17 protein-coding genes and 2 tRNA genes are annotated in these 21,841 nt (G+C 44.1%); 8 read left to right on the top strand and 11 right to left on the bottom strand.

From position 1 onward, the window contains the following. Positions 1-38: 38 nt before the first annotated feature. Positions 39-512, top strand: a complete 474-nt coding sequence (ybaK, locus tag OH459_RS08445; protein WP_005449237.1) for a Cys-tRNA(Pro) deacylase — start codon at positions 39-41, stop codon at positions 510-512. Between the two features lie 329 nt (positions 513-841). On the opposite strand, the gene rluF is transcribed toward ybaK, so the two are convergent. From rluF to OH459_RS08430, 3 genes are all read right to left on the bottom strand, one after another. Then, positions 842-1,951, bottom strand: a complete 1,110-nt coding sequence (gene rluF, locus OH459_RS08440) for a 23S rRNA pseudouridine(2604) synthase RluF (protein ID WP_009696823.1) — start codon at positions 1,949-1,951, stop codon at positions 842-844. A 105-nt stretch (positions 1,952-2,056) separates the two neighbouring features. Beyond that, positions 2,057-2,638 (bottom strand): DNA endonuclease SmrA, encoded by a 582-nt coding sequence (gene smrA / locus OH459_RS08435; RefSeq protein WP_005449235.1) that lies wholly within the window; start codon positions 2,636-2,638, stop codon positions 2,057-2,059. A gap of 133 nt (positions 2,639-2,771) precedes the next feature. Next, on the bottom strand, positions 2,772-2,912 hold the full coding sequence (locus OH459_RS08430) for a DUF3149 domain-containing protein (RefSeq protein WP_005382236.1): 141 nt from the start codon (positions 2,910-2,912) through the stop codon (positions 2,772-2,774). A gap of 260 nt (positions 2,913-3,172) precedes the next feature. On the opposite strand from OH459_RS08430, the gene OH459_RS08425 reads away from it, so the two are divergent. Further along, a tRNA-Pro gene (locus tag OH459_RS08425) sits at positions 3,173-3,249 on the top strand. Positions 3,250-3,677: 428 nt separating this feature from the next. Here OH459_RS08425 and OH459_RS08420 read toward each other — a convergent pair. Together OH459_RS08420 and OH459_RS08415 are read right to left on the bottom strand one after the other, a co-directional pair. After that, entirely contained in the window at positions 3,678-4,100 is a 423-nt protein-coding gene (locus OH459_RS08420; RefSeq protein ID WP_005449234.1) for a hypothetical protein, read from the bottom strand. A 151-nt stretch (positions 4,101-4,251) separates the two neighbouring features. Then, positions 4,252-5,127, bottom strand: coding sequence for a TraB/GumN family protein (locus OH459_RS08415; RefSeq protein WP_009700726.1), 876 nt, complete (start codon positions 5,125-5,127; stop codon positions 4,252-4,254). Between the two features lie 458 nt (positions 5,128-5,585). Between OH459_RS08415 and OH459_RS08410 the strand changes: the two genes are divergently transcribed. Together OH459_RS08410 and OH459_RS08405 are read left to right on the top strand one after the other, a co-directional pair. Further along, positions 5,586-8,231, top strand: a complete 2,646-nt coding sequence (locus OH459_RS08410) for a beta-N-acetylhexosaminidase (protein ID WP_269986375.1) — start codon at positions 5,586-5,588, stop codon at positions 8,229-8,231. A 450-nt stretch (positions 8,232-8,681) separates the two neighbouring features. Next, the gene (locus OH459_RS08405) at positions 8,682-9,374 is read left to right on the top strand and encodes an oligogalacturonate-specific porin KdgM family protein (RefSeq protein WP_172580414.1); all 693 of its coding nucleotides are present in this window, start codon (positions 8,682-8,684) and stop codon (positions 9,372-9,374) included. Positions 9,375-9,441: 67 nt separating this feature from the next. Here OH459_RS08405 and OH459_RS08400 read toward each other — a convergent pair whose 3' ends face one another. Both OH459_RS08400 and OH459_RS08395 read right to left on the bottom strand, forming a co-directional pair. After that, the gene (locus OH459_RS08400) at positions 9,442-9,891 is read right to left on the bottom strand and encodes a DUF411 domain-containing protein (protein ID WP_005449230.1); all 450 of its coding nucleotides are present in this window, start codon (positions 9,889-9,891) and stop codon (positions 9,442-9,444) included. 24 nt (positions 9,892-9,915) lie between these two features. After that, positions 9,916-12,612, bottom strand: coding sequence for a heavy metal translocating P-type ATPase (locus OH459_RS08395; RefSeq protein WP_172580415.1), 2,697 nt, complete (start codon positions 12,610-12,612; stop codon positions 9,916-9,918). A 473-nt stretch (positions 12,613-13,085) separates the two neighbouring features. On the opposite strand from OH459_RS08395, the gene chiP reads away from it, so the two are divergent. From chiP to OH459_RS08375, 4 genes are all read left to right on the top strand, one after another. After that, positions 13,086-14,210, top strand: coding sequence for a chitoporin (chiP, locus tag OH459_RS08390; RefSeq protein ID WP_005449228.1), 1,125 nt, complete (start codon positions 13,086-13,088; stop codon positions 14,208-14,210). A gap of 123 nt (positions 14,211-14,333) precedes the next feature. Beyond that, positions 14,334-14,930, top strand: a complete 597-nt coding sequence (locus tag OH459_RS08385) for a YccT family protein (protein WP_009696827.1) — start codon at positions 14,334-14,336, stop codon at positions 14,928-14,930. 237 nt (positions 14,931-15,167) lie between these two features. Beyond that, positions 15,168-16,595 carry a glutamate--tRNA ligase gene (gene gltX / locus OH459_RS08380; protein WP_005449225.1) on the top strand — a complete coding sequence of 476 codons (1,428 nt, stop codon included), beginning with the start codon at positions 15,168-15,170 and terminating at the stop codon, positions 16,593-16,595. A gap of 604 nt (positions 16,596-17,199) precedes the next feature. Then, positions 17,200-18,159: an OmpA family protein gene (locus tag OH459_RS08375; protein ID WP_005449221.1), complete on the top strand. Its 960-nt coding sequence runs from the start codon at positions 17,200-17,202 to the stop codon at positions 18,157-18,159. 431 nt (positions 18,160-18,590) lie between these two features. Here OH459_RS08375 and OH459_RS08370 read toward each other — a convergent pair whose 3' ends face one another. The 4 genes from OH459_RS08370 to OH459_RS08355 all read right to left on the bottom strand — a co-directional run bounded on the left by OH459_RS08370 (position 18,591) and on the right by OH459_RS08355 (position 21,751). Beyond that, complete coding sequence (locus OH459_RS08370; RefSeq protein ID WP_269986371.1) at positions 18,591-19,097, bottom strand: Fe3+-citrate ABC transporter substrate-binding protein; 507 nt, start codon at positions 19,095-19,097, stop codon at positions 18,591-18,593. A gap of 687 nt (positions 19,098-19,784) precedes the next feature. Beyond that, a complete protein-coding gene (locus OH459_RS08365; protein WP_038898465.1) occupies positions 19,785-20,015 on the bottom strand; it encodes a hypothetical protein in 231 nt (76 codons plus the stop codon). Between the two features lie 457 nt (positions 20,016-20,472). Beyond that, positions 20,473-20,549, bottom strand: a tRNA-Arg gene (locus OH459_RS08360). Between the two features lie 68 nt (positions 20,550-20,617). Continuing rightward, positions 20,618-21,751, bottom strand: coding sequence for a flagellar assembly protein FlgT (locus OH459_RS08355; protein ID WP_047514822.1), 1,134 nt, complete (start codon positions 21,749-21,751; stop codon positions 20,618-20,620). Between the last annotated feature and the right edge of the window lie 90 nt (positions 21,752-21,841).

Genomic DNA, 21,841 nt, shown 5'->3' with positions numbered 1-21,841 from the left:
CTAGGGGCAGCGTTTTTTGTTTTATAAGGAGAATCTTGATGACTCCGGCCATTAATCTTGCGAAAAAGAAAAAAGTTTCACACACCATTCACCAATATGAGCATGATCCAAGAGCAGACAGCTACGGATTAGAAGCAGCAGAAGTATTGGGACAAGATCCAAAGAAAGTATTTAAGACTTTGCTGTTTTGCTTAAACGGCGAGCCTAAGAACCTTGCCGTTGCGATCATTCCTGTCGATCAAAAATTGAACCTAAAATTGGCGGCGAAAGCTGCGAAAGGTAAGAAAGCGGACATGGCAGATCCTGAAATCGCTCAAAAGACCACAGGTTATGTTGTGGGTGGAATCAGCCCATTGGGGCAGAAGAAAGCGCTGCCTACTTTTCTGCATGAAAGTGCAACACAGCAAGAGACGATCTGTGTGAGCGCAGGTAAGCGTGGTTTAGAAATTGAATTGGCACCCAAAGATTTGTTGAGTCTAACACGTGGTCAATTTGCTCCTCTTTGTCTGTAAATATACCCAAGTGACTTCAAGATGCAGGATTCAGAGCGTTGTCATTGATTCGAGTTCAAGGAAAACAACACCGCGTAATAGCCAGCTCTTTCCAAGTTGTTTGACGCAGAAATCGAGGCAATGACACGCTCCCGAAGGGCGAGTTGTCTTGGCTTGTATACTTTGTTGCCGATTCTTGATTTAGAGTGACTAGATCTTTAAATCGTCGCCGCGTCTACAAACCAAGTCATTCTCGCTGAACCTAGCATCTCGAGGTTACTTGGGTATACATGACCAATAAAAAGGACGCTGATGAGCGTCCTTTTTTGATCTTGTGATGGAGCGAATGGTTACTTCTTCAGGCTCAACGTGCCGCCTGTGCGTTTCGTTGGTTTGCTTGGCTTCGCTGCATTTGGATTCATGTAATGCTGCTTAGGCTTGCTCGGTGATTGAGGTTTATTGTGATCACCTTGAGGCTTACTGCGTTCACCTTGTGGTTTCGCTTTGTAGTGCTCTTTTGCAGGGCGTGCATTCTCATCATCACGTTGGCGACGTTTTTGCTGACCTTTTTTAGAATTTGGCGCATGTCGGAATTCATCCGCGTTGTTACCACGGAAGGTACGTGTTTTTTGGTTACGGCGTGCCGTTGAACCTTGATTTTCTTCGCGGCTATCAAATAGTTTGGCATCGGTCGCTTTACGAATGTTACGACCTTTAGAATCTGTCTTTGACGCTTCCTCTGTGCCCACTGAACCTTCACACATTGCTAGGATCTCTGCCACTTCATCGTCACTCAGGTAACGCCATTTACCATTTGGAATGCCATCAAGTGAGATGTTCATGATACGTACGCGACGCAGTTTAAATACTTCGTAGCCGAGCGCTTCACACATACGACGGATTTGACGGTTCAAACCTTGCGTTAACACGATGCGGAAAGAGAATTTGGTTTCTTTTGTTACCTGACAAGGTAGCGTGACTGTATCGAGGATTTTCACACCGCTCGACATCTGTTTTAGGAATTCGCCAGTAATAGGCTTATCAACACGCACCACGTATTCTTTTTCGTGGTTGTTACCTGCACGCAGAATCTTATTTACGATATCACCATCGTTAGTCAGAAAGATCAAACCATCTGAAGGCTTATCCAGACGACCGATAGGGAAGATACGCTTTTTATGACCGATGAAATCAACGATGTTGCCCGGGATGTCGCGTTCAGTTGTACAGGTGATGCCCGTTGGTTTGTTCAACGCGATATAAATCGGTTTTTCTTTTGCTGCAACAGGGTTTCCATCGACACAAACGTCATCGCCTGGAAGTACTTTTGTTCCCATTTCTGGTTGTTGACCATTAATGGTGACACGACCTTGCTCGATAAGACGGTCGGCTTCACGACGTGAGCAGAAGCCCGTTTCGCTGATGTATTTGTTTAAGCGTTTTGCGTTGTCTTGTGACATGTTGGTCTCCTAACGTTTCACAACGGCGGTTAATAAAGGTTGTCTTGCCGCAGTTAATTGCAGCAAGACAAGATAAGGTCGGGCATTCTAGCACCGAGATTCGAGTTAGCCTAAACGTTTTTGATGACGTTCACGCGTCTCCATTTTCTTTTCAGCACTCTTTCTTAATAGAACGTAAACGGCGCCGCTGCCACCGTGGAATCGTTGTGCACTATGCACGCATTGCACTTCACGGATCTGTTGTAACCAACTGCTGACGAAACTTTTCATTAATGCTGGTGGATTAGAGCGCTCGCCACGACCATGTACGATCACGACGGTACGGATATCCATCTCAATACATTGCTTGAGGAATTTGACTACTTCGTCACGTGCTTCTTTCAGTGTCTTACGGTGCAGATCAAGTCGAGCTTGAATTGGGTATTTACCAAGGCGTAGTTTGCGGTATACACCATCTTGTACACCATCCCGTTTGAATTCGATAAAGTCATCGGGTTTGAGCATTTCTGCATGGTCAATCGACAGGTACTCTGGGTCGTCTTCAGTAAGCCAAATTGCGGCTTCGCGTTTCGCCATCTGAGCGTCCGTCACTTGGTGCACTTTTTTGTGCTCTGCAGTATCGTGGTCGATAGGCTTTACGTCGCCCATCATCTGTTGAAACAGATCAAAATCGTCGTCTTGAGACATAACGGCAATCTCATAAAGAACAGGGTAGGAATAGTAAGATTATATCAATGAGTAGTGCATTGAGATCAAATAAAAAACCGGAGCAGGCAAGTAACCAACTCCGGTGCAAAGCGTTTCTAGAGCTAAGCGAGATCTAGTGAGGAGATTTGTCGTTCATAATCTTGTAAATGAAGAAACCGCCGTAAAACAACATCAGACCAATTGCCCCAAAGATTACTATCATTGACGATAGTCCCACCGCATTACCAAATAGGAGATCAAGCCAAAAGTCCATACGTTTCCTCCAAGATATTTCCGACATGGACAACGTTAATGGGTGGTGTTTTTTTGCACACTGATCTGGATCAATTATGTTGCCAAGGTTAATAAACTGTGTTTTATTGTGGGTTCTTAGTCACATTTCACGTGCTAGTGTTCAGTAAATCGTCAAACGAATTAAGACATTACGTTTTTTTGTAAAAAGCGCTTGCGTCTAACTAAAGAATCCGTAATATACGCATCCGTTGACGGGGATAAGTCCTCAGTTAAACATCTCGGTGAATAGCGCAGCTTGGTAGCGCATCTGGTTTGGGACCAGAGGGTCGGGGGTTCGAATCCCTCTTCACCGACCACTTTCAGAAAGCCTGCTCAATGAGCAGGCTTTCGTCGTTTTAGCGGTCGCAAATTTGGCTTTGATAGTAGTGAACCAAATGGGGTTCGCCTGAAGTTAGAATATGGCTCTTCACCGACCGTATTAGAGAAAGCCGTAGCAGAAATGCTACGGCTTTTTTGCGTTTTACGGCTTTTTGAATCGAGAACGCTTCGCTTCGGGAACAGACTCTGCTCTTCGAGATGCGAGAGAAGGAACGCTTTGAGGCAAATCAGCTTTCATCAACTGGTAAATGAAAACGTAAGAGATCCCCAACTCGCTCGTCCCTCGCTCTTGAGGATGACGAATAAAAAGCACTGAATTCAAAGGCGTCATTCCCGAAAGCGACGAAGGAGCGCAGTCGGGAATCTCTCTATTGTTCTGAGTGATATGATAAAACTGCGCTTCTCGCTAGTTCACATCACAACTAATGTCTTTAATCGGAGTTTCGGACGTCGTGAAACAAACGTAAGCCGTTTTTGGATGATTTGGACCGATTTTAATGTACCCAGCTTTTAGCTCATCTTCATCAAAAGTAGCGGAATGAGACTGACCAGTTTTGCCATCAAAGTAAGTAGCTTCAAAGTTCTGGTTCATCATATGAGCGACGCGGTTACGAGTATGGGCGGTTGAAAAAGTGATGTTTGCACAACGCATCATAGGCTTTTGGTTAATGAGAAACTGTCCACTTTCTTTATCCAAAACACCGCCTTTTGTATCCGGCGTAATATCAATAGGTTGGAAGTCTTCAATCGTACAAGACGATTTTGCATGGGCAAGCGATGGCAAAAGTAGCGCGCTAGCAAGGCATAATAATGAGGCTTTGAACGTCATAAAGGCTCTTATCAAATTTGAAGTTGTTTAAGGATTGACTCGATAGTATCCAATAGGTGACCGCATTTGTCAGCGTGACGTAAGCGTCATTTGCCTACAAATACAACACGATAAGTAGATGTAAGCATACCAGCAAATGGAGCTATCTTCTTTATCCAATATCGCAGTCTGCTTTGTGAGTTTTTGCTAGTGGTTTGACAGTGAAACCGCGTTTTTCTAATAGTTCGATTACATTGTCTTTACCTACTAGATGTAAGCTGCCTACCACCACGGTGTATTTACCGGATTTTTTCGGTAGTACACTACCTGTATCGAGTTTCTGAGCCCAGTCGCGGTTACGGGAATAGAGAAAGGCTTCATTGAACTCATCACTGGATTGTTCACTCGCCGATGCTGCTTCAAGTGAGCTACCATCGCCGCTCTTCCAACTGTCGATTAAGCATTGTACCAGTTTGTCGCCACCGTCATATTCTTCAATAGAAGAGAGCAGAAACTCTTTACCGCCATCTTTTTGTCCTGTGATTAAGTCCAATTGGAATTGCACACTCTCCAAAGCAAGTACTGGTACTTTTTGTTGGTCAGCTAAGTTAATTAGGTGCATGTCGACACCTTGATCAGACGCGTAACCAAGTTTGTTCACCAACATTAATTGGATTGTCAAAGCCGCAGACCATGGCGGTGCATTGAGTAACTGTGCTTCTTGTAGACCTAGGTCATTGGCTATTTCAGCAAGATGTTTGCGCTGTGTTTTATCTAAAACATCCCTAGCGTGAAGCGAGGTTTCCGGGTAAGTCACCCCTTCTGTATTTCGAATGTCTGCTTCGATGATTAAACCATTACTGTTTGTCAGGAACCGAGTCACAGCTTCTGGTAATGGATACATGCTTTTATCGCCGACATGTACAGACCCGATAATCATGTATTCCGTCTCGCCCTTCTTTGCCAGCCAGTGTTGTGGTTCGGCTTGAACAGAATAAGAAGTAAAAAAGACGATCAGAGATGACATCACGGACAAGAGTCGAAACATATTTTGCTCCTCGAATTCAATAGGCACTTTATCTATAACATGGTTCGGCAAAATCGTCATTTTTTAAAAAATTGACGAGTTTTAACGGCTAGGAAATGAGAGGTAATTCACGAAAGTGTTTCAATTGAGTTTGTTGTTAATGGTTCACTTAATAACCAATAGTGATCAGAATCCTACAAAATCAGTCGAAACCCATCGATATTCGTGATTGAGATCGCAACAAACTCGTCAAAAAAAGTTAGCCGCTTTTAACGTAAAGTTTAACTTGTTGAAATTATTATGTTTATATTTTTGAATGCTTGGCTTAATTTGAGCCAGATCACTTCTTAGTTTTATTAATTTTACGCTTAGAAATAACTGCTTGTATGTTGAATGCAACTGTTAAGCGCCTCGCATTTAGGTGCTCACCATTTTTAATAAATGTCGTTTTGAACCACTGACTTTTTGGGGAAAGTAAGATGTTGAAACATAGTCTGATTGCTGCTTCTGTTATCGCTACATTGGCAGGCTGCTCTTCACTACAGAGCTCTGAGCAACAAGTTGTAAACTCACTGGCTGATAACCTTGATATCCAATATGAAGTGTTAACTAACCATGGTGCTAACGAAGGTCTTGCGTGCCAAGATATGGGCGCAGAATGGGCTTCTTGTAACAAAGTAAACATGACGCTTGTTAACCAAGGTGAAGCTGTTGACTCAAAAGATTGGGCTATTTACTTCCACAGCATTCGTCTGATTCTGGATGTTGACAACGAGCAGTTCAAAATCTCTCGTGTAACGGGTGACCTACATAAGCTAGAACCAACAGATAAGTTTGACGGCTTCGCTGCCGGTGAAGAGGTTGTTCTTCCATTGGTTGGTGAATACTGGCAACTATTTGAAACTGACTTCATGCCGGGTGCATTCGTTTCTGCTCCAAACGCAGAACCTAAGATGATTGCTTCTCTAAATACTGAAGATGTTGCGTCTTTTGTGACGGGTCTTGAAGGTAACAACCTAAAACGTACACCAGATGACAACAATGTATTTGCAAACGCTGTGTCTCGTTTTGAGAAAAACGAAGACCTAGCAACACAAGACGTATCAACCACGTTGCTACCAACACCAATGCACGTTGAAGCGGGTAAAGGCAAAGTAGATATCGCGGATGGTATTGCGCTGCCTGAAGACGCATTCGATGCGACTCAGTTCGCAGCGATTCAAGATCGTGCAGAAGTGGTAGGTGTGGACGTTCGTGGTGATCTTCCTGTAAGCATCACTGTTGTTCCTGCAGACTTCACCGGTGAATTAGCAAAATCTGGTGCTTACGAAATGAGCATCAAAGGCGACGGTATTGTGATTAAAGCGTTCGACCAAGCAGGCGCTTTCTACGCAGTACAATCTATCTTTGGCCTGGTAGATAGCCAAAATGCTGATTCTCTACCACAACTGTCTATTAAAGATGCGCCTCGTTTTGATTACCGTGGTGTGATGGTGGATGTGGCTCGTAACTTCCACTCTAAGGACGCAATCCTTGCAACGCTAGACCAAATGGCAGCGTACAAGATGAACAAACTTCACCTTCACCTAACCGATGATGAAGGCTGGCGTTTAGAAATCCCGGGTCTGCCTGAGCTGACAGAAGTGGGTGCTAACCGTTGTTTCGATACACAAGAGAAAAGCTGTTTACTGCCTCAGCTTGGCTCTGGTCCAACGACAGACAACTTTGGCTCTGGCTACTTCAGCAAAGCAGACTACGTGGAAATCTTGAAATACGCGAAAGCACGTAACATTGAAGTGATTCCAGAAATCGATATGCCAGCTCACGCTCGTGCAGCAGTAGTATCAATGGAAGCTCGTTACGACCGCCTAATGGAAGAAGGTAAAGAAGCTGAAGCGAACGAATACCGTCTGATGGATCCTCAAGATACATCAAACGTAACGACGGTTCAGTTCTACAATAAGCAAAGCTTCATCAACCTGGAATCTTCAACTCGCTTTGTTGATAAGGTGATTTCAGAAGTGGCAGCAATGCACCAAGAAGCTGGCGCTCCACTAACAACTTGGCACTTCGGTGGTGACGAAGCGAAGAACATCAAGCTAGGTGCTGGTTTCCAAGACGTTAACGCAGAAGATAAAGTAAGCTGGAAAGGCACGATTGACCTGTCTAAACAAGACAAGCCGTTTGCACAGTCTCCACAATGTCAGACGCTAATCACAGATGGCACAGTCAGTGACTTTGCTCATCTACCAAGCCACTTCGCAGAAGAAGTGTCGAAGATTGTTGCTGAGAAAGGCATTCCAAACTTCCAAGCTTGGCAAGATGGTTTGAAATACAGTGACGGCGAAAAAGCGTTCGCTACAGAAAATACTCGCGTAAACTTCTGGGACGTTCTTTACTGGGGCGGTACTTCGTCAGTGTACGAGTGGTCTAAGAAAGGTTACGACGTGATTGTTTCTAACCCAGATTACGTGTACATGGATATGCCATACGAAGTTGATCCGAAAGAGCGTGGTTACTACTGGGCAACACGTGCAACGGATACTCGTAAGATGTTTGGCTTTGCACCAGAGAACATGCCTCAAAACGCAGAAACTTCTGTAGATCGCGATGGCAATGGCTTTACTGGTAAAGGTGAAATCGAAGCGAAACCTTTCTACGGTCTATCTGCACAACTTTGGTCTGAGACAGTACGTAACGACGAGCAATACGAGTACATGGTATTCCCTCGCGTCCTCGCTGCTGCTGAGCGTGCATGGCACCGCGCTGACTGGGAAAACGACTACAAAGTTGGTGTTGAGTACTCGCAAAACTCTAATCTAGTTGATAAAGCATCGCTAAACCAAGACTACAACCGCTTTGCGAACGTACTTGGTCAACGTGAACTGGCTAAGCTAGAAAAATCAGGTATCGACTACCGCCTACCAGTACCAGGTGCAAAAGTAGAAGATGGTAAGCTAGCAATGAACGTTCAGTTCCCTGGCGTAACGCTTCAATACTCTCTGGATGGTGAGAACTGGTTGACTTATGCAGACAACGCTCGTCCAAATGTAACTGGTGAAGTCTTCATCCGCTCGGTATCTGCGACAGGTGAGAAGGTAAGCCGTATCACTAGCGTGAAATAATAGCGCTCAGTATTCATTAAAATCATAGTTCCTTACTCAAAGCCCTCAACTTATGTTGGGGGCTTTGTTTATTTTTCTTCGGAAAATAAGCGTGATCAATGTCTAATTATTTTTTATTGATAATTAAGTTTCTAATTTAGGGTGTCTGTCATAGTGTGATCTGGATGTGTATTTAACTGTCAAATAAAAGGGGAGATATGCCTTACTTCACACTTTATTTTTTTGACGAATTTTTAGTTTTTATATCAAACCACTGTATTTAATAAACTTTTTTTATTTTCGAAAATCACGATTTGAATTTGATCACTGTTTTAAACGATTTATTTTTCAATGCGAATTAAATTGCGCAGTATTGCCGTCGCCAGGGAGGCACATCCCAAAGTATGTGATGAGAGGCAAGTGATAGCCAAAAAACTCGTCGCATAACGTGAACAAATAAAGGCAGTAATTATGAAAAACGTTTTAGCACTAAGTGCACTTTCTCTTGTTTTCGCTTCAAGCGCTTTCGCGGGTTCATCTTATGTAACTGGTAACATCCAATTCCACGATGACGGTCGAATTCACGGTTCAGACATGACATCTACGCTAGAAGCGGGTCATACGTTTGATAACCAATTCGGCGGTCTTACGGTTTACACTGAGTTTGATGGTATTCAGCTAGGCAAACTAGAAACTGAAAATGGCGGCGCAGGCAACACAACGCCAGCCATCACTGTAGGTGGTGAGCAATCTTTCAACATCACTGATCATCTATGGGTTGCTGCGGGCTACCAACACCTATTCTCTGCTGGTGAGAGCATCCAGTACCGTCCACTTGTAAAGATCGGTTACAACTTTGATAACGGCATCTCACTGAGCAACCGTACTCGCGCGCACATCGATGCAACGTCTGCAGACGCGAAAACAGACTACCGTATGGATAACCGCATTGGTTACGTAATGAACGAAGATGTGACCTTGAGCTACAACAACGTTTACATGATTGAAGCAGAAACGATGGACCACGAGCTACGTGCAACATGGACTCGTAAGGGCGTTCAGCCTTACTTCGAGTTCCGTAGCCAAGCACACGGTGCGGAAAATGCGGTGGGTGATAGCCTAGTGAACAACGCATTCGTATTTGGTGCGTCTTACGGCTTCTAATTAAAGAGTTTTGTCTTAACTGTCCATTAAGAAAAAGCCCAGCGGTATGTCTCGCTGGGCTTTGTTTTTACTGGTCGTTGCCTTTGTGGAAGCGGTATTCGTAAACCTGACCTTTGTCGTTGTAGGCGTAGACGGCGTAACTGTCTTTTTTATCGCCATACTCCATACCCGGTGATCCCATAGGCATGCCGGGTACCGCAAGGCCTTTTGCGTTGCGAGGTGGGTTTTCTAAAAAGGCTTTAATGTCGTCAGCAGGAATATGACCTTCAAATACGTAGCCATTAATTTCTGCGGTGTGGCACGAGTAAAGCTGTTCATTCTTGATGCCCAAGTCGCGTTTAACCGCGTTCATGTCATCGTGCAGCTTTTCTTCGACGGTAAAGCCGTTCTCTTCCATGTGTTTCGTCCATTCTCCACAGCAGCCACAGTATGGCGATTTGTGGTTGATGACATCAGCGGCTAATACGTTCGCCGATGTGACAGCAAGCATTGTAAAGGTCAATAGTTTCAACTTCATAATATCCTCTATAAGAAGTGTCGCTTACTTAATGGTAAACAGTCGTAGTCGATTTGCATTACTCACGACTGTGATTGAAGACAGTGCCATTGCTGCGCCAGCAACAACAGGACTGAGTAGGAATCCGAATGCTGGGTAGAGCACGCCAGCGGCGATTGGAATACCCAACGAGTTATAAACAAAGGCACCAAACAGGTTTTGTTTCATGTTCTTCAATGTTGCACGAGACAGTTCGATGGCATGAACAATTGCCATTGGTGATGTATTAAGAATCGTCATTTGTGAACTTTCGATCGCCACATCACTGCCGCTGCCCATTGCAACGCCGAGATCGGCGAGAGCGAGAGCGGGTGCGTCATTAATACCATCACCAATCATGGCGACAGTTTGTCCCTGTGATTGTAGTTGTTTTATATGTTGCGCTTTCTCATCTGGCATCACCTGAGCAATGACTTCATCAATGCCTAATTCGTTGCCGATGGCTGTCGCTACGTGTTGATTATCACCAGTGAGCATCACTGTGTTGATACCCTGTAATTTTAGTGCAGTGACTGCTTGTTTGGCATCAGATTTAATTGGATCAGCGATGGCAATTAAACCAATCAGTTCGTTGTTGAGGGAAATGGCAACCGGTGTCCATGCGTTGTTGGCGCAATCTTGAATGGCTTGCTCCATCGCGGAAGTATCTACCTGCTCTGTTTGCATAAACTGCAATGAACCAATCAGCAGTGGTTGTGCTTGGTAAGTTGCAAGAATGCCGCGACCGCGAATGTTTTCAAAAGCGTCCAACTCGATATCTTCAGCCGCATTTTCCTTAGCGTAATCACACACGGCTTTTGCTAATGGGTGCTCAGATTGACGCTCTGCTGAGTATGCTAATGCTAACAAGTGTTCTTGGCTGGTGGCGTGAGTAAATACTTGCTGCACACTGGGTTTGCCCTGAGTTAACGTACCGGTTTTGTCGAATACGACGGTGTCGACTTTGCTCGCCAATTGCAGTGCGTCTGCGTCTTTGATCAAGATACCCAGTTCTGCGGCTTTGCCCACGCCTACGGTGACCGACAATGGTGTTGCTAAGCCAAGCGCACAAGGACAGGCAATAATCAGTACAGTCGTCGTTACCACAAGCATGTAGCTGGCTTTAGGTTCTGGACCTACTGCGAACCAAACCAAAGCAGCAAGGATTGCGATACCGACAACCACAGGGACGAATACAGCAGAAATCTGATCCGCTAATTTGGCAATTGCTGGCTTACTGCTTTGTGCGGTGCGCACCATACGGATAATACGCGCTAGCATGGTATTTGCACCGATGCCGGTGGCTTCAATAATTAGAGCGCCATCGGTATTTAGTGTGCCCGCAGAGACTTGAGCCTCTTGCGCTTTTAACACGGGTACGGGTTCACCAGTTAGCATAGATTCATCAATGTATGATTCCCCCTGAATCACGATACCATCAACGGGCACTTTCTCACCCGGTTTGATGCGTAGCTTCATGCCCAACGTGATTTGCTCAACCGCAATTTGCTGATCGCCATTTTCAGTAATGACGGTGGCTTGCTGAGGTTGTAGGTTAATCAGAGCTTGCAATGAGCGTGTTGTATTTGCCTTTGCTTTTGCTTCTATATAGTGACCAAGAGAAATCAGACCGACGATCATCGCACTTGCTTCAAAGTAAACATGGCGAGAGGCGAGTGGGAACCAATCAGGAAAAATCACCACAAGCATTGAATAGAACCACGCGGCACCAGTACCTAGGGCAACTAAAGTGTCCATGGTGGCACGTTTGTGAGTGGCTGCTAACCATGCGTTAGTAAAGAAGTGCTTACCTGCTGTCGCCAGCAATAATAGACAGAGAATACCTATCGCACCCCAAACCATTTGATCACTGGCATCTCGGATAACCATGTTGCCACCAAACACACCCCAGAGCATCAATGGTGCACCAACGACTAAGCCTGCGATAGCATCAAGTTTAAAGCGCTTTTGTTGAGCAAGTTGCTGTGCTGCTTGTTTTTCTTGTTGCGTTGCTGCGTCTTGAAGGATTTCTGCTCGATAGCCCGCTTGTTTTACTGACTCGATGATGGCTTGATGAAGCATTTCACTATCTTGGTTTGCAAATACTAACGCGCTCTGCTCTGCAAGATTGACCTGTGCTTTCTCTATGCCTTCGACATTAGTGAGTGCTTTCTCTACCGAAGATACACAGCTGGCACATGTCATGCCTTGAATCAGCATCTGTAGCTGAACATTGGCAGATTCGGGTTGGTTACGATCGAGATGCGCTTCTTTTATTGCGGGCGTTATTTGCTCTGTGACTTCTTCTTTAGCCTCGATAGTCTCGATGCTAGCGGTATAGCCCAATGTCGCAACGAGATCGATCACTTGTTGCTCAGAGAGTAGGGTTGTGATGTCAAGTTGTGTTGTAGAGGCTTGGAATGTAATGACGTCTTGATTTGATTCTAATAAAGAAGAGAGCTTTTTCACGCAGCCACTACAGCTCAAACCCGTTAAATGGAATTGATATTGGTGACCGGCGTGGTAGCCCAGCGATTCGATGGATTCAATAATAGAAGAGAGTGAAGATTCGGTTTTCACCTCTACCATCGTCGGGGACAAATTAATGATCTCAACACTGTGATTGGCATGTAAAGCTTTCTCAACTTTTCTCGCACAGCCCATGCAGTTGAGTCCCGACATAGGTACAACAAACTGATACATAATTTGTCCTCAATAATAGTAATGTGCAGAGCATAAACCTTCCTGCAAGGGGAAGGTCAAGCTTTTCGACGCGAAACAAATTCGTCAAAATCCACTTTATTGAGCCGACCTTACGCCCCTATTGTTGCGAGTTATCTCAAAGTTTTTTCTCTCTGAATATAAAGTTCCGTTAAAACGCCTAAAACCTAAGTGAAGTCGCTCACGATTTTTGAGCTTTTTATATAAAAACGAAGTTGATTAGAACGATTTTGACGTTTTTATATTTTTATTTGTCACTATAAGTGGCTGTTATTTAAATGTTTATATTCTTTTTGATCTTCTCATTTTGAACTTGCTCAGATTGCCGCTGGGAAAGTTTTTTACTGCGAAAAAAGTTTGTCATATTTGCCCCGTCCACACATTGTTTCAAGTTCCTGCAATGTCCTAGTTAGCGAATTTGAAAATGGAAAAAACTAAAAATATAGGGGTTTAAAATGTCTTACCTAAAGAAAAGCCTACTTGCTACTGCAATCACAGGCATGATGTTCAGTGGTTCAGCTTTTGCTGATGGTGCAAACAGTGATGCAGCGAAAGAGTACCTAACTAAAGACTCTTTCTCTTACGAAGTTTACGGCATTATCGCGATGCAGGCCGCGTACCGCGATTACGATTCTGGTGATGCAAAACAAGATGATAACCTTGGTGGTATGCAGCTAAACAACGAATCACGTATCGGCTTCCGTGGTAAAAAGCAATTCGCTAACTTTGAGCCAACGTTCATTTGGCAAATCGAAGGTGGTTACGTAGACCCAAGCTTCGGTGGTGAAGGTGCAGGTCTTGGTGAACGTGACACATTCGTCGGTTTTGAAAGTGCTTCTTGGGGTCAAGTTCGTCTAGGTCGTGTTCTTACTCCAATGTACGAGTTGGTTGACTGGCCAGCATCGAACCCAGGTCTAGGCGATGTTTACGACTGGGGTGGTGCGATCGGTGGTGCTAAATACCAAGACCGTCAATCAAATACTATTCGTTGGGACTCTCCAATGTACGCTGACAAATTCTCTATCGACGCAGCAGTTGGTGCTGGTGATAAAGCTGGTCTAGGTGCGGGTGATGACTACTGGGGCGGCATCGCGGCTCACTACAAGTTAGGTCCACTACAATTGGATGCAGCTTACGAAGGTAACCGCAACATTGAAGCTGAAGGTCAAACTTGGGAAAACAACACATACCTAGTAGGTGTTCAAGGTTGGTTTGAAAACGGTATCTCTTTCTTCGCTCAATACAAATACATGGAAGCTGACGCAAGCAACGGTGTAAACGAGAAGCAAGATGCAATGTCAGCAGGTCTGATGTACACAACAGGTGACTGGCAGTACAAACTGGGTTACGCAGCGAACTTCGATCTAGAACGTGACGGTAAGACACTATCTAACACGTCTGATGATGTTGTTTCAGCACAGATCATGTACTTTGTTGACCCATCTGCAGTGCTATACGCTCGTGCACGTATGAACGATTTCAACGAAGGTCTAGATGGTCTAGATGATGCAGCTCGCTGGACATCAGGTACTAACGGTGACTACAACGAATACTCTGTAGGTGTTGAATACTACTTCTAATAAAGAAGCAGCTAAAAGGGCGGAAACGCCCTTTTTGTCTTGATACTTATTCACATAAGCCATTGGAATGACTGGCCTGTTAGTTTCAGTGGCTTATCTAAATTGGTATAAAACGAGAAAACCATGATGAAAAAAACAACCACACTATTAGGACTTTGCGCAATCCTTTCTGCGCCTGCATTTGCTGCTCAACTGACTCTGCAAGCGGAATTGGTTCCTCGCGTTCTCAACAGTGAGTTCGTCTACCCTGAGTGGATCTCTGACAACAACAGCATCAAAGTTGAAGATGGTGCAAACCAACTTGCTGTAAATGTTGGTCAAATTGTGTTTGAAGATGGCAAGCGTCGTAAGTTTGATTCACAGCCGCTTTTACTTGAATTTGATGCACCGAAAGATGCTGAGCTTACGCTGACATACAACAAGTTCCGCACTATTGAAGAAGCCAAGGCTTTTGAAATGGACCCTAAACTGACGCTAAAAGATGCGAACGGCAAAGACGTTAAGTTCTCAATGGTTCAACTTCGCAAAGGTGGTTTACAAGGTTTCCGTGACTACGAACGTGAAGTCGCTGACTACAACCAAGCAATGAACAAGCAAACGACAAAAGCGAGCATTGCAGCTTCTCCAGCGGTAACAAAAACACTGAAAGAGTCGTTCAACGATCTAAGCCGTGAAGAGCAGCAAGAGTTCATGCAATGGGCAATGCGTAACCTAAAGTAATCTGGTTTTCTTCTTTTATATAGGCTTTCTATAGCGATAGTAGTTATCTAGCAACAATTGTACTTAAGAGATAAATCAAAGGGCAGCATCGTGTTCGGTGGCTGCCCGTTTTTATTTCTGGCGTTAAACCAAAAGGAAGGATTGTAGTATTGACTTACGGTGGTAAAATGTCGCCACTTTTATCCTTGACATTACAACGAGAGCCTTCTCGTTGCTCATTATCCCTAAGGAACTCAAATGACGGTTAAAACTCGTTTTGCTCCTAGCCCAACTGGCTACCTACACGTTGGTGGTGCTCGTACTGCACTTTACTCTTGGCTATACGCTAAAAACCAAGGTGGTGAATTCGTTCTACGTATCGAAGATACTGACCTTGAGCGTAACTCTCAGGAAGCGGTTGATGCGATCCTAGAAGGTATGGAATGGCTAGGTCTTGAGTGGAACGAAGGCCCTTATTTCCAAACTCAACGTTTTGATCGTTACAACGAGATGGTTGATAAGCTTCTAGAAGAAGACAAAGCATACAAATGTTACGCGTCTAAAGAACTGCTAGACGAAGTTCGTGCAGAGCAAGAAGCAAACAAAGAAATGCCTCGCTACGATGCTAACCATCCAAAAATCAAAGCGGCAAACGAAGCGGCAAAAGATGGCGATCCATGTGTTATCCGTTTCCGTAACCCGAAAGAAGGCAGCGTAGTATTTGATGACCAAATTCGTGGTCGCATTGAAATCCGCAACGACCAAATGGATGATCTGATCATTCGTCGTACTGACGGCTCTCCAACGTACAACTTCTGTGTTGTGGTTGACGACTGGGATATGGGTATCACTCACGTTGTTCGTGGTGAAGACCACATCAACAACACGCCTCGTCAGATCAACATCTACGAAGCGCTAGGTGCGCCAGTACCAACATTTGCGCACTGTGCAATGATCCTAGGTGATGACGGCGCGAAACTGTCTAAGCGTCACGGTGCAGTATCTGTAATGCAGTACCGCGATATGGGTTACCTACCTGCTGCGCTAAACAACTACCTAGTGCGTCTTGGTTGGTCTCATGGTGATCAAGAAATCTTCACTCAAGAAGAGATGATCAACCTATTTAGCCTAAATGCAGTATCTAAGTCAGCGTCTGCATTCAACACTGACAAACTGCAATGGTTGAACAACCACTACATCAAAAACTCAGATCCAGCGTACGTTGCACAGCACCTACAATGGCACCTAGATCAACAAAAACTAGACGTAACTAATGGTCCAGCTATCACGGAAGTGATCAAGCTTGTTGGTGAGCGTTGCAACACGCTTGTTGAGCTAGCTGAGCAGATTCGTTACTTCTACGAAGATTTCTCTGAGTTTGAAGCGGGCGCAGCGAAGAAGCATCTACGCGGCGTAGCTAAAGAGCCTCTAGAGCTTGCTCTAGCGAAAGCTGAAGCACTGACTGAGTGGACGACAGCGAACATCAAAGATGGTGTTATCGCAGCTGTGTGCGAAGAGCTAGAAATCGGCATGGGCAAAATCGGTATGCCACTGCGTGTTGCAGTAACAGGTGGCGGTCAGTCTCCTTCTGTAGACGCAGTAATGGAACTGATTGGCAAAGAGCGTTGTGTTGCACGCATCAAAATGGCTCTTGAGTTCATCGCTGAGCGCGAAGCAAACGCATAATTACTTGAATAAATAATCAGAAAGCCGCGATATATTTCGCGGCTTTTTTGTGCCTGACGTTAAGAAAACATCTTAACTCAACATAAATGACGTCGAAATCTGTATGTTTTCCCAACAATAGTTCGAAAGGTTAATAAGTTTTACTTATCCAAATATATCCTCGACGAATGTTTTTTTGACCTTTTAATACAAAATATCTCTCTGACTTAGCACCAAAATCCATAAAGTTCCTTAAATATCGTCTCATTAATGAGAAGTTAATTTGCTTTACTTATTTTATTTTGAAATGACACGCAAACGTTTGCGTCATTGCTATCACTCGTATTTGAGTGCTCTAGATCACATAAAGTCATGCTTTTCGATGACATTAAATTGACAGTTTTGGGATTTGTCTTGGGATTTCTTGGAGTTATAGTGCTCGCCGTCAGTGAAGCAGCAATATGCATCACTGGTCAGGATCCATACCCAAGTAACTTTTATGCAAAATTGCGGAAGTTACTTCGGTATCAAAATCAAAGGATTTGAATAAAAGAATTGAAATACAACGTCAGTCAGGCGGCGCATTTCGTTACGAACAAGAGAACTTCTTTTAGAGGAATCAATAATGAAAAAACTAGCAGCGGTAATTTCAGCTTCTTTACTTATGGCTTCAGCAGCACACGCAGAAGTGTACGTGGGCGGTAAGATGGGTAAGTCTTGGATGGAAGACGCTTGTGTAGCTGGTCAAGCTTGTGACAAAGATGGCTCTACTCTAGGTGCTTTTGTTGGTTACGAAATGAATGACTACTTCTCAGTAGAAGCAGGCTTCGACAACCTTGGTGATTTTGACCAAACTTCTTTCGGCGGTCACGTAGAAGCAATCACTCTTGCTCCTAAATTCAGCCTACCAATCACTGAAGACATCGCTCTTTACGGTAAAGTTGGTGGCGCATACCTAATGATGAACGACGGTAAAGACGATTACTCTTACCTAGGTGCGGCTGGTCTTGAGTTCAACGTTAGCCAAAACGTAACAGCACGTGCGGAATACCAAACAATCACTGACATCAACAACGATTCAGTAAAAGCAATGGGTAACACAGCAACTCTAGGTGTGTCATTCAAGTTTGGCGGTCAAGACGAAGTGGTTGTTGAAGAAGAGCCAGTAGTTGAAGAAGTAGTAGTAGAAGAAGTTGTTGCACCAGTTGTTGTAACGAAAACTTTCGAAACTCAAACAATCGGTACAGGTAGCTTTGCGCTAAACAGCACAACGCTTAAACCTGCGAGCGCAGCAAAACTAGACGACCTAGTAGCGTTCCTAAACGAATACCCACAAGCAAACGTTGATGTAATTGGCTACACAGATACTTCTGGTCCAGCGGCATACAACCTAAAAGTTTCTGAGAAGCGTGCTGAATCTGTAGCAAATGCTCTTGTAGAGAAAGGTATCGATGCTTCTCGCATTCACGCTCGTGGTGAAGGTGAAAACAACCCAATCGCTTCAAACGACACTCGTGAAGGTCGTGAGCAAAACCGTCGCGTAGAAATCGTTGTTCCTGAGTTTGAATACCAAGTTCAACAATAATCGCGAAATCTAACACTAACCGTTAGAAAGCTAGATACGAAAAGCCCCAAAGAGTTCGCTCTTTTGGGGCTTTTTCTATATACCCAAGTGACTTTAAGATTCCGGATTCAGAGCGTTGTCATTGATTCCCTATTTACCGAAAGCAAGCAAGGAAAACAACGTAGCGTACCTGCTCTTTCCAAGTTGTTTGACGCAGCCATTAGTTTAATAAAAACGCGAGTCAATGACACACACCCAAAGGGTACTCTTTGCAAATAGCAAGAACATTGGCTTGTATACTTTGTTGTCGGTTCTTGATTTAGGTCCACTAGACCTTTAAATCGTCGCCGCGTCTACAAAACAAGTCATTCTCGCTGAACCCTGCATCTCGAGGTTACTTGGGTATATCTGTTTATCAGCGAAGAACACTCAATGAAAGGAAGGAATAAAGGTCACTTGAGGTCAATGCTGTTGAGACGCCCCATAAACGTCAGGATTTCCAGGTTATCTTTGTGTGCATCCAGCAACGCTTTCTTTGTTTGCATATAGGCGGCCAGTTTGCCGTACTTGTTAATAGAGCGCACGACCGTTTTATATTTGTACTCGCCAGCATCGTTAAACTCACGCCATTTCGCAATGTAGCAGGTGTCTCTATTATCAGGATCCTCTAGGGTAGGGTTAGGCTTATGGACAATCTTTGGTTCGACGCTATGCGGCAGTCTGGTCATTAAATAGGGGTCTTTCAGCAGACGACGCCAAAATTTACCCCACAGCTCCCGTCCAAGCTCGTTACGCAGCTTGATAGCCTTTTTAAGCCCTTTCTTTTCTCCAATGCGAACGAAACCTACGGAGCGGTGTAAAACCGTGTCATCCGGTGTGTGGATATGAATCTTGAAGGCCGTTTTGCCCTTCGAGATGAAGCGGTGTCCAGTGTTTGTAATTAAATTGCTCTTAGACATAGTGCTAACTAATAGTTTTGTTAATAGCTAAAAGGGTAAGCAAAACTCATAGATAATTAAAGTAATAAAATACAAAACTGTAAATAGCATGAGTATTGAATCTTTTCTGATACATCTAAATCAAGACAGAATTCTAGAGTTAGGCACTCCCTCAAAGCCGGCAAAAAGTTTGTCTGCTAAGAGTAGTCGATAAAGGCAAGGCGTCATCATACAATCGTTATCCTGATAATCTTAGAAGTGGTGAAGAGTTATGGAGTCGGATGGCTCAGTCGACGTAGGCGTTACGTTTAACACTGATTTGAAGTGGCTGCGATTGATGATGGAGAAAATGGATGAGCGGCTTACTAGACTAGAGAATCAATCAAAGTAATGAAGAAGAGCCCGCATTAAACAAGTGGGCTCTATCTTTGTTATGTCGGGATTTATCAGGCATGGTTATTTTTCTAGGCTTTTTAAAACTGATTCAACATATGAATCTAATCTTGCCAAGTGTTCTTGAAGCTGTGAGCTACTGTCACCTTGTGGGGATATAGCAGTTTCGATCAATTTCAGTACGGCAGTCGTTACGATTACTCGCTTTTCGCTTTTCGCTTTCGCCCATTTTTAGATAAGGAACATACCATTCGTTATTTTGAGTACAGCGCGGGGTGGTCATTGACAGACAGCTAAGACATGTATTGTGCATCGTTATATCTCTCTTTCTAGTTTGATTAAAATCTCACATTCTCGCAGCGCTTTTTCAGATGTATTCTCTTGAAAAATTGTCCACCAACGTTCAAGAACCAAACAAATCTTATTGCCATACATCAAGCGATCGCCAACAGATGGGATATTTACCATTTCAATATCAAAGTCAGGGGAACCGATAAGTTCTTCAAATGAAACATCAGTACCTTCAAAGTAAAAGTTTACGTGCATAAGAAACTACTCCTCCGTTTTGTTTTCAGTTACACAATATATCTTTTTTCTTACCTGTCAATCTAAAAAATCCATTTAAATCAACGCTTTAGTGTCAGTATTGCATCTGCATGGATACAAAGGTTCATTTGTGTTCTGCTCTAATTTTTTAATTGCCAACCAAATCGTTTTTTGTGGATAGTTGGGTATAGAGTCACGACTTGCTAAAGAATATTTGAGGGACTTTTTTTGTTCAGTTACTTGGATGATACTTCCTGTCGAGTAGTCATTTTTAAACAACATGTTAGTTCTCACTGTTCGGGGGGCTTGATTTGCTCGTTTTTCAAACAAGAGAAATTTTGTAAGACTAGTTGTTAACTCAGTTAGAAAGTTTGATTAAGAGTCGGAAGGTGTAGCCATTTTATGGATACAAACAAAAACGCCTTAGCTAAAGTTATAGCTAAGGCGTTGATCTATGTGGCGCCCCCAGTAGGATTCGAACCTACGACCTGTCCCTTAGGAGGGGACTGCGCTATCCAGCTGTGCCATGGGGGCGTAATCAAATAAGATGCGTTGCCTATGATATTCAAAAGTAGGCATATGGCAATGCTTTATACGTGCATCTACAACATCTTGTTCATTACGTCGCCAATTTGCACGCTAGACGCAAGGTTTGGCTGGTCAATCGTGAGCTCCGCTTCGTGTTCGTAAACACGAGAAACCGTTAGGGTAATTTCACTCTGAGATACCTTGTTACGCGGCAAGCCATTTTGATCGATGAACGACGCCGTGTGCCAAAGTTGTAGCTGGTCGCCTTCTTTTACGCCGTGCATACGACCAAGATCCATGGTTACGGTATTGCCAAATACTGCAACGACTTCAGGAAGCGTGATCTTACAAGACAGCTCTGATTCTAGGTCTAGCATGATATTGCGGCTCACACGCAGCATCATCTCACCGTAAGTCGATGCCCAGAAACGTGCGCTACGAGTATCTACTTGACTGGTTTTTGCAAAAGGCCAGTGTGCCACTTCACGATAGTTTTTGTGGTAGACCTCGTGACCTGTTTTGCCATCAAAGACTTTCATCTCTAGTGCAAACTGACGGTTGATCACATCATCTTGGAGTAGTTTGGCATCAATGGTTGCCGTTAAGTCTGTAATCACACCACCGATGATGTACTGAGCGCCATTATCTTGAGCAATCATCTGGGTGCGTTCTGGTGACTTCGCTGAGATCGAATAGTCTGTGGTGCCGACAGAAACAAAGCTGCGCGATGTTTGATCTAACTGGCGGTTGACGACGTGGCTAAAATCATTGCCCACGTTGTAGATCTGTCCCATCACCGCTTGCTGCGGAGAGGCAACATCAATATTGCCGACTAATACCGTCTTCTTGTATTGATTCACGTGGCAACCCGTTGCCGACGGATAGATGTCCACTCGGATCCTCATCTCCATCTTGCCGCCACGTTTACGTTCAGATTCTACCAAGATGTAACGTACTTCATGGTTCGTGAATTGGTACTCTTTACGGCTTTCTTCTAGCAGTGGCATCAAGTTACTGATGCTACCGATATCCGCACCCGAAAAGTTGACGGCTTTAAAGAGTGCGTCCTCTAACGCATGTAGCCTTGCCGCTTCATCTGAAGAAACGATCGTGGCAACGCCTGTCACTTCATACCAAGATGCCACCGCACGAAATGGTAGGATCAATATAAAAGTGATTGATATAAGGCTAAAAAATAATTTTTTCATTGTTTGTAACCGTTCGGGTATAAATATTGCTTTACCAATTTCAGTGAAGTTTGGTGAGCTTTCTTTCGTTCGACAAACAGAAGAAAAGCA

The sequence above is a fragment of the Vibrio sp. MM46 genome, assembly GCF_027587135.1.
GTDB classification, from domain to species: Bacteria; Pseudomonadota; Gammaproteobacteria; order Enterobacterales; family Vibrionaceae; genus Vibrio; species Vibrio harveyi.
The sequence above is the reverse complement of the archived record's forward strand: the minus strand, read 5'-3'. Positions and strand labels throughout refer to the sequence as shown.